The organism is Paracoccus sp. IB05 (assembly GCF_016405985.1).
In the GTDB taxonomy this organism is placed as follows: Bacteria; Pseudomonadota; Alphaproteobacteria; order Rhodobacterales; family Rhodobacteraceae; genus Pseudogemmobacter.
The window spans coordinates 26335-39116 of sequence record NZ_JAEFCF010000013.1; the positions used below are offsets into that span (position 1 = coordinate 26335).

15 protein-coding genes are annotated in these 12782 nt (G+C 65.5%); 4 read left to right on the forward strand and 11 right to left on the reverse strand.

Annotated elements, in window-relative coordinates:
• Positions 1 to 4 precede the first annotated feature (4 nt).
• From JC607_RS10525 to JC607_RS10550, 6 genes are all read right to left on the reverse strand, one after another.
• Positions 5 to 1021: a BMP family protein gene (locus tag JC607_RS10525; RefSeq protein ID WP_198836877.1), complete on the reverse strand. Its 1017-nt coding sequence runs from the start codon at positions 1019 to 1021 to the stop codon at positions 5 to 7.
• A gap of 169 nt (positions 1022 to 1190) precedes the next feature.
• Positions 1191 to 1649: a ribosomal protein S18-alanine N-acetyltransferase gene (gene rimI, locus JC607_RS10530; RefSeq protein ID WP_370584785.1), complete on the reverse strand. Its 459-nt coding sequence runs from the start codon at positions 1647 to 1649 to the stop codon at positions 1191 to 1193.
• Positions 1642 to 2376, reverse strand: coding sequence for a tRNA (adenosine(37)-N6)-threonylcarbamoyltransferase complex dimerization subunit type 1 TsaB (gene tsaB / locus JC607_RS10535; RefSeq protein ID WP_198836879.1), 735 nt, complete (start codon positions 2374 to 2376; stop codon positions 1642 to 1644). Before tsaB ends, rimI begins: the two co-directional genes overlap by 8 nt.
• Positions 2377 to 2397: 21 nt before the next feature.
• Positions 2398 to 2961, reverse strand: a complete 564-nt coding sequence (locus JC607_RS10540) for a NifU family protein (RefSeq protein WP_198836880.1) — start codon at positions 2959 to 2961, stop codon at positions 2398 to 2400.
• A 144-nt stretch (positions 2962 to 3105) separates the two neighbouring features.
• Positions 3106 to 3270, reverse strand: coding sequence for a hypothetical protein (locus JC607_RS10545; RefSeq protein ID WP_198836881.1), 165 nt, complete (start codon positions 3268 to 3270; stop codon positions 3106 to 3108).
• 150 nt (positions 3271 to 3420) lie between these two features.
• Positions 3421 to 3843 carry a diacylglycerol kinase gene (locus JC607_RS10550; protein WP_198836882.1) on the reverse strand — a complete coding sequence of 141 codons (423 nt, stop codon included), beginning with the start codon at positions 3841 to 3843 and terminating at the stop codon, positions 3421 to 3423.
• A gap of 355 nt (positions 3844 to 4198) precedes the next feature.
• Between JC607_RS10550 and JC607_RS10555 the strand changes: the two genes are divergently transcribed.
• On the forward strand, positions 4199 to 4756 hold the full coding sequence (locus JC607_RS10555; RefSeq protein ID WP_198836883.1) for a manganese efflux pump MntP family protein: 558 nt from the start codon (positions 4199 to 4201) through the stop codon (positions 4754 to 4756).
• 91 nt (positions 4757 to 4847) lie between these two features.
• Here JC607_RS10555 and JC607_RS10560 read toward each other — a convergent pair whose 3' ends face one another.
• The 4 genes from JC607_RS10560 to JC607_RS10575 all read right to left on the reverse strand — a co-directional run bounded on the left by JC607_RS10560 (position 4848) and on the right by JC607_RS10575 (position 8411).
• Positions 4848 to 6734 (reverse strand): S1C family serine protease, encoded by a 1887-nt coding sequence (locus JC607_RS10560; protein WP_198836884.1) that lies wholly within the window; start codon positions 6732 to 6734, stop codon positions 4848 to 4850.
• A 178-nt stretch (positions 6735 to 6912) separates the two neighbouring features.
• On the reverse strand, positions 6913 to 7368 hold the full coding sequence (locus tag JC607_RS10565; RefSeq protein ID WP_092895413.1) for a universal stress protein: 456 nt from the start codon (positions 7366 to 7368) through the stop codon (positions 6913 to 6915).
• Between the two features lie 108 nt (positions 7369 to 7476).
• Positions 7477 to 7935 (reverse strand): PaaI family thioesterase, encoded by a 459-nt coding sequence (locus JC607_RS10570; protein ID WP_198836885.1) that lies wholly within the window; start codon positions 7933 to 7935, stop codon positions 7477 to 7479.
• On the reverse strand, positions 7932 to 8411 hold the full coding sequence (locus JC607_RS10575) for a PaaI family thioesterase (protein WP_198836886.1): 480 nt from the start codon (positions 8409 to 8411) through the stop codon (positions 7932 to 7934). The genes JC607_RS10570 and JC607_RS10575 overlap by 4 nt, the downstream gene beginning before the upstream one ends.
• Before the next feature lie 167 nt (positions 8412 to 8578).
• On the opposite strand from JC607_RS10575, the gene JC607_RS10580 reads away from it, so the two are divergent.
• A complete protein-coding gene (locus JC607_RS10580; protein ID WP_198836887.1) occupies positions 8579 to 8977 on the forward strand; it encodes a MerR family DNA-binding transcriptional regulator in 399 nt (132 codons plus the stop codon).
• Positions 8978 to 9014: 37 nt separating this feature from the next.
• Here JC607_RS10580 and JC607_RS10585 read toward each other — a convergent pair whose 3' ends face one another.
• Positions 9015 to 9869: an alpha/beta hydrolase fold domain-containing protein gene (locus tag JC607_RS10585; protein ID WP_198836888.1), complete on the reverse strand. Its 855-nt coding sequence runs from the start codon at positions 9867 to 9869 to the stop codon at positions 9015 to 9017.
• A 327-nt stretch (positions 9870 to 10196) separates the two neighbouring features.
• Between JC607_RS10585 and JC607_RS10590 the strand changes: the two genes are divergently transcribed.
• Positions 10197 to 11768 carry a di-heme oxidoredictase family protein gene (locus JC607_RS10590; RefSeq protein WP_233092850.1) on the forward strand — a complete coding sequence of 524 codons (1572 nt, stop codon included), beginning with the start codon at positions 10197 to 10199 and terminating at the stop codon, positions 11766 to 11768.
• Entirely contained in the window at positions 11768 to 12778 is a 1011-nt protein-coding gene (locus tag JC607_RS10595; protein ID WP_198836889.1) for an imelysin family protein, read from the forward strand. Before JC607_RS10590 ends, JC607_RS10595 begins: the two co-directional genes overlap by 1 nt.
• The last annotated feature ends 4 nt before the right edge of the window (positions 12779 to 12782 follow it).

Here is a 12782-nt window from a genome sequence, read left to right on the forward strand (position 1 = left end):
CTGTTCAGAACGGCGCCGCAGGGCAGGTATTGTCCGAGCGGTAGTCGTGGACTTTCAGCTCGCCCGCGATGATTGCCGCCGCTGCGGCATCGACGCTTGCCTTCATTTCAGGCGTGATCAGCGCGGCGTTGTTATCGTCCAGAGCATAGCCGACACCATCTTCCTTAAGCCCCAGAAGCTGCGGCGTCAGATCCAGCGCCTCGCCCTGTATGAACGAATTATAGACCGCCACATCGACGCGTTTGAGCATTGAGGTCAGCACCTTGCCGGGATGGAGGTGGTTCTGATTCGAATCGACGCCGACCGAAAGGATGCCCTCATCCGCTGCGGCCTGCAAAACCCCGAGCCCGGTCTGGCCTGCGGCGGCGAAGATAACATCGGCGCCCTGGGCTTTCAGGGCGCGGGCCTGTTCCGAGCCCTTGACCGGGTCATTCCAGGCATCCGGAGTATCGCCGGTCATCGAAGAGACGAATTTGATATCCGGGTTCACCGCCTTCGCCCCTTGCGCAAAGCCGCAGCCGAAGGCCCGGATCAGCGGGACATTCATGCCGCCGACAAAGCCTACCGTGCCGGTTTTCGAGGCCTGGGCCGCGAGCATTCCGGTCAGATAAGAGCCCTCTTCCTCGCGGAAATTGATCGAGAGCACATTCGGGTGCACCGCCGGATCGACCCAGCCGTCGATGGTGACGAATTTCGTATCGGGGAAATCGGGGGCGACGCGGGCGATCGGGTCTGACATGCCGAACCCGGTTGTCACCACCGGATTGGCGCCATTCTCGGCCATGCGGCGCAGCGATTGTTCGCGCTGGGTCTCTTCGCGCATCTCGAATTCCTGGTAGGTGCCGCCGGTTTCGGCCTTCCAGCGCTCGGCGCCATTATAGGCGGCCTCGTTGAAGCTTTTGTCGAATTTGCCGCCAAGGTCGAAGATCAGGGCGGGTTCTGCCAGGGAGGCGCTGCCGGCTGCTCCGGTGACAAGCGCGAGCACTGCCGTTGCCTGGGCAAGACGGGTTGCAAGGGTCATGATTTTCTCCCGGTTGAAACAACGCTTTTTGCGAACAGCTTTCCCCGGTCCGGCCGGAGCGCCGCCTGATTGCTTCTATCTTAGCTCTGGAGCCTGGCCATGGGTCAAGGTGATTTTCTGGCCCCCGCGCTTACCCGGCGTTTACCCGGCCCTTGTCTGGTGGCGGGCGTCAGCCCCCGCGTGCGAGAACCAGCGCATCGACGTGGTTTCCCCCGGCGCCGTGGTAATAGTTCCGGCGGCGGCCTGCCTCGTGAAAGCCGGCGCGGGTGTAAAGGGCGATGGCCTGGGCATTGTCGGCTGCGACCTCGAGAAACAGCGAGGTGGCGTTGCGGGTGCCGGCCTCGGCCAGAAACCCCGCGACGAGGCATTCGCCAAGACCCTGACGGCGGTGCCGGGGATGGACGGCCAGCGTCAGAAGTTCGGCCTCGCCCGCAATGGCCGCGCCGATCAGAAAGCCCGCGGGCTCCTGATCCCGCGCTTCAGTCAGAAGGAAGACATGGGGCCGGGAGAGAAGCCCGGCGATTTCCCCCGCGCTCCAGGGGCGCGGTATGGTGAAAGAGGCCGCATGGATCCGCGCGAGGCTTTCGGCCAGGGCGGTGGGCGTGTCTGGGGCGACGGGCTCAGCCATCCGCATCAAGGGGGGCGTGATCCGCGCTTGCCGGGTGGTCGGCATCCAGAATCACCGGCGGCGGGTCAGAGGGCGGCGCGGCATCGGGAGGCCGGACATAAAGCGGGGCCGGTCGTGCGGTCTGTGCCAGGCCACAGGCGAATTTCCACACTGCAACCTGTGCCAGCCGGCCGGGAATATTCTCCAGCTCGCAGGTCAGGGCGCGGCCCGCGAAAGGCGCTGCGATCTCGTCGGCGCGGTGGCCGGTGACCTGCATCCGCCCCGGCATCGCAAGGTCGGCGGGCGGGCAGGCGGGGTCGATCAGCCGGGGGGCGGCCTGGGCCGCGCCATAGCGGAAAGGCTGGACATAGGCCTCGCCACGCGGGGCGGGGAGGCTCACAAGCTCGGCCGGATGGGAATGGGGATGGGCGGGGTCGCGCATCATCTCGAAACTGGTGACGCCGGTCTGCGGCAGATCAAGCCCAAGCGCCAGCCCGCGCGCGGCGGCGACCGCAATGCGTATTCCGGTGAAATTTCCCGGGCCAACCCCCACCGCCAGCGCGGCCAGATGCGCCCAGGGCAGGCCGGCCTCGGCCAGAAGCTCTTCGAGCATCGGCATCAGCCGCTCGGCCTGGCCTTTCTGCATCGGTTCAAAGCGGGTAAAAAGACCCTGCGGCGTAACCAGAGCGGCCGCGCAATGCGCGGCCGATGTGTCGAAAGCCAACAGAGGAAAACGCGCCTCAGCCATCAGGGGAATGCCGGACGCGGATCAGGCCGCGACCGGGCGGACCTCGGTGACTTCCGGGATGTAATGGCGCAGCAGGTTCTCGATCCCCATTTTCAGCGTGAGGGTCGAGGAAGGGCAGCCGGCGCAGGCGCCCTGCATATGCAGATAGACAATGCCGCGATCAAAGCCGTGGAACGTGATGTCGCCGCCGTCCTGGGCCACTGCCGGGCGCACGCGCGTGTCCAGCAATTCTTTGATCTGGCTCACGATACCTTCATCGGCGCTGTCGAAATTGGCTGCATGACCATCGCCCGGACCTTCGCCGTCGATCACGGCCTGGCCGGACTGGAAATGCTCCATGATCGCGCCAAGGATCTGCGGCTTGATATGGGGCCATTCGATCTGATCGGCCTTGGTGACGGTCACGAAATCAGACCCGAGGAAAACCCCGGTCACGCCGCCCGCCGCAAAGATACGCCGCGCCAGCGGCGATTTGGCCGCCGCTTCGGCATTGGGGAAATCCGCGGTGCCAAGTTCCAGCACGGTTAGGCCGGGCAGGAATTTCAGCGTCGCCGGATTCGGAGTGGATTCGGTCTGGATGAACATGGTGCTTCTCCGACTGTATCAGCCGGATATGGGGCCGGCGGGGCCACAAGTCAACCGCGCGCCGGCGTGTAAAACCCCTGCTTAGCGCGGAATGCGGCAATGGGGGCGTGCCCGGGGCCAGATCGCCCGCTTGGCAGCATTGTTTCAGGCGCGGTCCGAGCCGAAATAGGCATACATCTCGTCCAGCGCATTGAGGGGCGCCAGCTGCACCGGGGCCGGTTTCCGGCTGGGGGTGGTATAATAGCTCTGGGCCGGATCCTGCGGCACGAGGACGGCTTTCAGAAGATCGACGGGGCGTTGCACAGACATGTCGTGCATCCTTTGGTAAATGTCGCCTCCCGCCGGAAATATAGGTCAATGCTGCGATGCAGAAAACCCGCCGCTTCCGCAGGGCGGGGTTGCATCTGCGGCATGTCTTCCCTTACGGCAGCCGCCAGATACGGATCAGATAAGCCCGGCTCAGATAAATCCGGTCTGGCCGAGCACCACCCAGACAAGATAAAGCGCGGTCGCAATCAGCGTCGCCCCGACCGCAAGCGAGCCGAGATCCTTGGCATCGCGGGCAAATTCAGACCAGTCCGGCGAAAGATGGTCGACCAGCACCTCAAGCGCGGTGTTCAGCGCCTCGACGGCAGTCAGCACCAGCAGGAAAATCGCGAAGCCGAGCAGTTTGACGAACCCGACCCCCCAGAGCGCGAGGCCGGCAAGCACGATCAGCCCGATGGTCAGCTCCTGGCGAAAGGCGCTTTCGCGCAAAAGCCGGCGGAACCCGGCGGCGGAATAGGTCGCCGCCGCCAGAAGATGGGCTAAGCCCGATTTGCGCGGCGGCTTCTGGTGCGGCGGCGTTCCGGCGCCGCCCTGCGGTATCTGCTGGCTGGTCATACGTAGTCGCCTTTCGATGTGACTTAACGCCCCGGGGCTTTCGCCGGATGCTGGCTTTTATGCCCGCGATTGTCCACCCGCTGCGACGGGCATGGCGGCCCAGATGCAAATGAGTTTCATTGTAACATAATGATTTTGCTTTACTTTTTATCATGACGCACCTATCTGGCCCGCATCGGGGAGTAGCGACTGCCAGGTCATGGCAGGGGCGTATCAACACTCTCGCCCGCAGGGAGATCCCGGGCGTGGTGCGTCCGGCCCGGGTCACCTGGGTCATGCAAGACCGTGCTCTGGGCCTCAGGCCCGTTCACAATCCCGGCGTCACGCTGCCGGATCCAAAGGACAGGAGACCCGCATGTCCCCCTTCACCATCGGCATTCTTGCCGTCTCGATGTCTGTTGATGCTTTTATCGCTTCGCTCGGGCGCGGCGCGGGCGAACAGCGGCCGGGGCTGATGCGCGCCGTAAAGACGGGCGCGATTTTCGGCGCGGTCGAGATGGTCACGCCGCTGATCGGCTGGGGGCTTGGCATGGCGGCGAGCACCTGGGTTCAGGCGGTGGATCACTGGATCGCCTTCGCGCTTCTGGGGGCGGTGGGGGCGCATATGCTGTTCCAGGCGCTGTCACGCGGGGCAGATGAGGCACCGCCGGCCCAGGGGCTGCGCGCGACCGTGCTGACCGCGATCGGCACCTCGATTGACGCGATGGCGGTGGGCGTGTCGCTGGCGCTGCTGGAGGCGAATATCTTTGTCATTGCCGCAGCCATCGGCTTCACCACGATGGTGATGAGCGCCTCGGGCCTCCTCGCCGGTCGCTGGCTCGGCCGCAGTTTTGGCCGGGTGATGGAGACGCTTGGCGGCCTTGCCCTGATCGCGATGGGCGGGCTGATCCTTTTCGAACATCTGACAGGCTGAGCCCCGCCCTGCGCGCTGAGTTCTGACGCTTGCCAAAATGAAAAACGGGCCCCGGGGGCCCGTTTTGCGCCTGGGAGCTGAGCCTTGCGGCTCAGCGGTAGCATTGCACCGGTACCACGGCGGCGGCAAAGGCGTCTGGCAGTTCGCCTGAAAGATCACCGCGTATGCCTTCGCCCTGGGGCCGCGAGATGCGTTCCCTGGCAAGGAAGGTCAGAAGCGGCCCCGAAGGCACCGCGAAATTCATATTCTGCGGCAGGGTGCCGGTTTCCTCGAGCATGGCGATGTCATCAACGCGGCTCACCACCACACCGATCACCGCGCCCTTTTTGTTCAGAAGCGGGCCGCCCGAATTGCCGGGCTGCACCGGTGCCGTGATCATCACCCGGTTTGACGACCCGTCTGCGCCGCGCAGCGCCGAGACATTGCCCGAGGTGACAGTCAGCCCCTGATCGAGGCTGGTCGAATAGGGGTAGCCGAGCGTGGTGACCGTCTCGCCCAGTTTCGGAACCTCCAGCGCCGAGAGCTTCAGCCAGGCGCCGGTGTCGATCGCGCCGCCCAGCACCGCCACATCCAGCGTGGTATCGGCGGCCAGCACTTCCAGCGCGCTGCCGTCGGCCATGCCGATGGCAGAACAGCCCTCGATCACATGGGCGGCGGTGACCAGCGTGGTCGGCGCGATATAGAACCCGGTGCCCGAACTTTTCAGCGTGCCATTGACTTTCGGGCGCGGGGTTTCGGCTACGGCTGCGACCTTTGGCGCACCAGCTGGCGCGGCGGGCTGTCCTTCGGGGGCGCGGATCGGGGCCGGGCCGCCGGGCGCAGTGCCAAGTTCCGCCGGGCCGGCGGCAATGGCGGTGCCGGGATCGGGCGCATCGGGCAGACCCGGGGCCGGGGTGCCCAGCCCGCCGGGGGCGGGCCCTGCATCTGCCGTTGCGGTTCCGGGTGTGGAGGTTCCGGGCGTGGCGGTTCCGGGTGCGGGGGTGCCAAGGATCCCATTGGCCGGCGCATCGCTTGCGGGCGGCAGATCTTCGACCAGATCGCCCGGAATGTCTTTCGGCAGGGTCGGCTGCGATGCTTCGGGCGGCAATGTGGGGATTGACTCCGGTGTGGTTGGCGAGGTCACGGCGGATTTGCCGGGGCGCTCCACCTGATCCTCGGCGCGCGGCGCGGCCGCAGCCGCTGCGGTGGGCGGTGCAGCCCCTGCGGTGCCATTGATCACCTGGTCGATCACGCCGCCCGGCGTCCAGATCAGCGAGGCCGCGCTGGCATTGCCCGTCACCGTGGTCCCGGCCAGCAGATTGACACGGAAATATCCCTCTTCCGTGGTTACGAAATTCATCGTGCTCCACAGCCCGTCATGCAGATCAGAGCGGATATAGGCGGTCATCTTATTGTCGAGATCGACCCAGCTGATCATCGTCTGGTCATTGGAGAACTGATAGGGCTTGGTGTCCGCCCGGGCCTTGCCGAGAAACCAGTCATGATCGGATTTCGCATCGGCCAGTTTGCCTTCGCGGATGATCAGCGAGATGCTTTTGTCCTTTGAGAGATATTCCATCTCTTTGGCATCTTTGACCTCTTCGATCAGCCCGAACGGGAAGAGGTAAGAGGTATTGGCGATGGGCGAATAATTCAGCTGCCAGTCGTTCCTGACCCGTTCATCTTCAAGAAACATCACGAGGTCTTTGATATCGCTGAACTTGGGCACCGTCTCGCGCCCCGCAGTGCGGGTCGCGTATTTCACAAAGGCCTGCTGGGATTGATCGGTCCAGATCCCGTCCACCACGCCGAAGAAATCGCCGGTCCAGGCCAGCGAAGCCTGAAGCGTCGCGGTGTCCTCGCGGCTCAGCTTCGTGGCATCGAAGGGGTGTTCCAGCCAGGACTGCGCGCGCGCCATTCCCGGCAGGTGAACCAACATCAAGATTGGCAGAAGGGCTGCGATCAGCAGAAACCGGAGTGACATCAGGGACAAGCGCATCGCAAAGCACTCCGGCAACGGGCTGAGGGGGTATTTTCACACCATGCTGCCCTGAAACCGGCGCAAAGCAAAGGCGTTTCAGCGCCTTTTGCGGTCATGATCTCCTGATGTGATCATGCAGAGCGGGGCGTTTCCAGGGGCAATCCTGCGCCTCAGGCCCATCCGGATCGCGAATCGCTCAGGTGATCTTCTCAAGCGTTTCTTTCGACATATCGCCGGGCACGATGGTGATCGGGGTCGGCAGGCTGCCCGAATTGCGGCTCATCGCAGTGACCAGCGGCCCCGGGCCGGATTTGTCGGTTCCCGCGCCCAGCACCAGGACGCCGGTTTCCGGATCTTCGCGCATCTGGGCAAGGATCTCGGTCACCGCATCGCCTTCGCGGATCACCAGTTCAGGGGTTACGCCCTGTTTGTCGCGCATCCATTTGGCAAAGACCTCGAAATGCGCCTCGATCCGCTCGCGCGCTTCGGCCCGCATCAGATCTGCGACGCCCATCCAGTGCTGGAACTCCTCGGGCGGGATGATCGAAAGGATCGTCACGCCGCCACCGGTATGGGCGGCCCGGAGCGCCGCATAACGCATGGCATTGAGGCATTCGCGGCTGTCATCCAGCACAACCAGGAATTTCCGCATCCGATATTCTCCTGCTTGGATGGATCAATTCTGGAACGGCGGCGGGGGAAATGGCAAGCGTCTCTGTCGTGATTGTCGGGTAAGGCCGTGATAAAGCCGGAGGGCGTCTCAGCCCTCGCGCATCAGGAAATGCCCGGTGCCCTGGGCAAAAAGCCGTTGCGGGTCCTCTTGCCAGGCTTCGACATGGACCGAGGCATAGCGGCGGCCTGAGCGGTTGATGCGGGCGCGGGCAAAAGCATCGCGCGGCTGGCCCGGGCGCAGGTAATCCACCGTGATATCGATGGTTTTCGGCAAAGCGGGCAGGGTGTCTGCTGTAAGGGAAGCCGGCAGGATACGGCCCTGGTGCAGCGCGTTCCAGACGAGGCCGGTGATTGCGGTCACCTCAAGAAAGGCCGCCGTGACCCCGCCGTGCAGCGCCGGGATCAGCGGATTGCCGATCAGATCAGCGCGGTAGGGCAGCACAGCGGTCAGTTCCGCCCCGGCAGTGTCGAACCGGATGCCGAGAAAGCCCAGATAGGGGATCCGGGCCACGACTGTCTCAAGGAGCGGCGCATATTCACTGGTCATCGCGGATCATCCGGCAGGGTGCGGGCCACGTCATCGCCCCTTTCGAAGGTAAAGGCACCCGTGGCCATGGCGACCGGGCGTGTGCTGTCCTCATCGCAGGCGGTGACGCGCACGAAGGCGACCGAACGGGTGACATGGTGGCATTCGGCACGGGCGCGGATCGTCTGGCCCGGCGTTGCGGGGCGCATATAGTCGATCCGCAGATCCAGCGTCGCGGTCGAGCGCGGCCCGGCCGGATGCGCCATTACGGCCGCCCCCGAAGCCGTATCCATCAGCGCCGAAACCGCGCCGCCATGGATCACCCCGGTTGCCGGATCGCCGATCAGCCGTTTGTCCCAGGGCATGGAAATCACCGCTATTCCGCCGCCGATCTCCTCCAGGCGGAGCCTCAGCGCCTTTGCATGAGGCAGCGCCTCGATAAAACGGTGCGCGATGGCGAGTGTGTCGGAAGCAGTGGGGGGGGCGGTCTCTTGCATGGGCCGTATCAAACCGCTCTGGCCGGGGCGTTGCAAGGGCCGGGGGGAGCGTTCGGCCCCGCGATGACGCAGCGTCAGTGATTTTCGCGGTGCCGTCGTGCCCCTTCCCCCGGAAGGCTTGCCATTTCGGCCTGGTGCACCCTACGATCTGCCGGGCGGAGGGCCTAATGCCGGATCAGATTCGGATCAGTTTCAAGGAGATGTGCGCGACATTCGACGTCACGCCGCGCACGCTCCGCTATTACGAATATATCGAATTGCTGGCCCCGGAACGCGAGGGCCGCGCGCGGTTTTACACAGCGCGCGAGGTCGCACGGATGAAGCTGATCCTGCGCGGGCGGCGGTTCGGCTTTTCGCTGGAAGAGATCCGGCAATGGCTGCTGATCTATGGTCGCAAGGGCGAGCGGTCGCAGCTGGAGGCCTGGCTCGGCATGGCCGACCGTCAGTTGCTGGAGCTGGCGCGGCAGCGCGAGGCGCTTGACCGGACCATCTCTGATCTGCATGCGCTGCGCGAAACGGCGGTCGCGGAAATGGCGCGGGATGAGGGCGCAGAAGCAGAAGACTGAGAGGCGCAGGGGGGGGGCGGCATGATCCCCCGGATCATCACCCCCGGCCCCCCTCCGTAAGGCCAAGCGCCTTGCGCAACCAGCCTCGCGCGGGGTCTGCGGGCAGCCCGCCCAGAAAACCGTGATCGAGCCCGTCAGCCAGCACCAGCCTGCCCTGTAATGCGCGTGCCAGGGCTTCGCCGTCGCGCAAAACCGGGTCGATGCCTGCGCCCAGGATGGTCAGGCCCGGAGGGCGGGGGAAGCCCGGTGCCAGAGGGTCATGGCGCGGATCCCCGGCAATCAGCGCCTGCGGATCCAGGTGGCGGTGATAGGAGGCCAGCGATTTCGGCCCCAGGCCATCGGCCTCATGTGCTGCATTTTGTGGGGCAGGCGGCATGCCCGGCCCGGCCCCCGGATAAAAGAGCGTGACATCGGCAATGCGGGCGCGTTCTGCCTCTGTCAGCCCGGCAAAGGCCCAGAGCGCCACCAGGCCGCCCGCACTGTCGCCCATCAGCCGCAGCTGCCGCGCGCCTGTCAGCTGCCGCCGCAGGCTTGCGACCGCATCCTGGGCCTGGGCGGGAAACGGATGTTCGGGCGCGAGGCGCCAGGCGACCGAGACCACCCGCGCGCCGGTCTCCTGCGCGATCCAGGCGGTCACGATACGATGGGTCCAGGGCGAGCCGGTGATAAAGCCGCCGCCATGGAAATAGACAATCGGCGCGGCCTCGTCTCCGGCGCCGGCTGCCAGGGGCGTGAAGACCAGCCCGCCCGGGCAGCCCCCCTCCGGGGCGAGGTCATGCAGCGTCACGGCCTCGGGCAGGACCGGCGCCAGCACCTCTGGCCGCCGGTCCCGCCAGGCCCGCAGCGCCGCAACCGGGCCGTTGATCCAGTCAGGATCAGAATGCGTCGTCATGATCTGCCTTTCCTGTCCCCTGGCCCCAGGCACGGCTGTGCCGGAGGCCTTTGTGGAACGTAGCACGCGCACGGGGGTTCGACAGCCTGACTTTGCCGCATGGCCATGGCGCCGCTTCGCCCGGTCAGCGGGCTGTTCTGAGCCGGGAAGGCCCGACTGGTGGCCCGACTGGGAGGCTGACCGGTGGGGCAAGGCAGGCGGGCGGGACTTGCAACGGAAACCGGGGCAGGGCGCGACAGAGGGTCACGCAGCCGCTGCTGGCCTGCTTTTTCCGATTGAAAGACTCGGGGAAAAGGACCAGGCAAGACGGGTTCAGGGAAGTTCATCATGTTACGCCTCCGGTTCGCGCCTGCCTTTACTCTCCTCCTGATGACCGCCGTCCTGCCTGCCGGCGCGCAGGAGGCCGCGGCGCCGGATCCGGACGATCACCTGCGGGATGCCAGAAATCTGGACGACCGGCATCTGCCGGTGATTGCCCGCACCAAAGCCGAAACCGCCCGGATCGCCGGGGTCATCGCGCCCACCACCGATTTCACCAGAGCCGAAGGGTTCGAGCTGATGCAGGGCGGCGCCGCGACCGTGCGCGTCAGGCCCAATGCGGATGCATTTTCCATCCTGTCAGGCAATATGCCCTTTGAGCGCGAGATGGATTTCAAGCTCGGCAATGCGCTGTTTCGCAAGACCTGGGTCTCGGCGCCCTCTTCGACAAAGGCATCGGACGGGCTGGGGCCGCTTTACAATGCGCGGGGCTGTCAGGATTGCCATCTGAAAGACGGGCGTGGCCATCCGCCCGCCACGCCCGATGAGGCGCGGGTCTCGATGTTTCTGCGCCTGTCCATACCGGGGGGCGAGACGCCGATGGGGATTGCCGGATGGATCGCTGCGCTGCCGGACCCGGTCTATGGCGGGCAGCTGCAGGATTTCGCGGTGCCCGGGCTGCCGGCCGAGGGCCGGATGGATATTGCCTGGACCGAGACCCCGGTGACGCTTGCGGATGGCCTGACCGTGTCGCTGCGCAAGCCCGCTTACACCATCTCGAACCCCGGCTTTGGCGCCTTTCACAAGGATCTGATGATCTCGCCCCGTGTCGCGCCGCAGATGATCGGCCTCGGGCTGCTGGAGGCGATTCCGGCCGCCGATATCATCGCGCTGGCCGATCCTGACGATGCCGATGGCGACGGGATCTCGGGGCGCATCTCGATCGTGCCCTCGCAGGAATTTGCCGTGGCCATGCTGGGGCGCTTTGGCCTCAAGGCCGGCACGCCGACCATCCGCCAGCAATCCGCCGATGCGTTTTCCGGCGATATGGGTCTGTCGACGGTGCTGGTCCCCGACCCCTGGGGGGATTGCACCCCGGCGCAGACCGCTTGCCGCGAGGCGCCGCATGGCCAGGAGCCGGGTGTGCGGGACGGGCTGGAGGTCGATGCGCAAAGCCTTGATCTTGTGACTTTCTATGCGCGCAACCTCGCCGTGCCCGAGCGTCGGAATATCGACAGCCCCCAGGTCCTGCGTGGCAAAGAGGTGTTTTACGGGCTGAACTGCATCGGCTGCCACAACCCGAAATTCGTGACCCACCGCCTGAAGGATCAGCCCGAGCAAAGCTTCCAGCTGATCTGGCCCTATACCGATCTCTTGCTGCATGACATGGGCGAGGGGCTGGCCGATGACCGCCCCGAGGGCCGCGCGACCGGGCGCGAATGGCGTACGCCGCCGCTTTGGGGGATCGGGCTGACCGAACAGGTTTCCGGCCATACGAATTTCCTCCATGATGGCCGGGCGCGCTCGCTGCTCGAGGCCGTGCTCTGGCATGGCGGCGAGGCCAGGGCGCAGCGTGATGCCGTGATTGCCCTGCCGACCGAAGACCGTGAAGCCCTGATCGCCTTTCTGGAGAGCCTGTGATGTCGCGTTTTCGCCCTTTTGGTTTTGCTCTGGCCCTGATCTGTGGCACCGGCCCCGCTATGGCCGATCTGAAACAGGCGGTCGATGCCGTCATGCTGCCGGGGTTTGCCACTTTCGCCAAAGCGACCGCCGCGCTTGAGACACAGACCGAGAGCCATTTCACCGAGACCGGCGGCCAATGTGACCCGACCACCTTGCGCCCTGCGTTCAACAAGGCGTTTGACGCCTGGATGGCGCTGTCCTGGCTGCATTTCGGCCCTTCGGAAGAGGGCGGCACGGCGCTGGCGATCCGGTTCTGGCCCGATCCGAAAGGGCTTGGCGCCAAGGCGCAGCGCGGGCTTTTACTGGGCGACCCGGCGAGCCTCGAGCCTGAGCTTTTCGCGAAACAATCGGTGGCGGCACGCGGGCTTACGGGGCTGGAACGCCTGTTATACCCTGGCGAGCCGCCCGGCGCCGATCCCTGTCCGCTGCTCCGGGCCACGGTGAAAGACCTCGCGCGGCTGGCGTCGGTTCTGGATGCAGGCTGGACCGGGGATCAGGGCTTTGCGCAGCTGCTGCTGAGCGCGGGCAGCGACGGCAACACCCGGTTCCTCACCCGGACCGAGGCGATGCAGGCGGTCTTTACCCAGCTGATGGGGGGGCTTGAATTCATTGCCGATCAACGCCTTGGCCGCCCGCTTGGCGAAGAGGACAAGCCGCGACCGGAACGCGCAGAGGCCCGCGCCTCGGGACGGGCAACCCGCAATTTCCTTTTGGAATTGCAGGCCATCCGCCGTCTGACGGCCGCGCTTGAACCCGATGCGGCCGGCACAATCGCCGCGATGGACCGCGCGATCGTCGCGGCCGGCAAGCTGGACGAGCCGCAGCTGGCGGGGGTTTCCGATCCCGAGCGGCGCGAGAAGATCCTTGAGGTGCAGCGCCTCGTGCGCTCTGCCCGCACCATCGCACTTTCCGAAATGGCGCCGGTGCTGGGCGTCGGGCTTGGCTTCAATTCGCAGGACGGAGACTGACAGA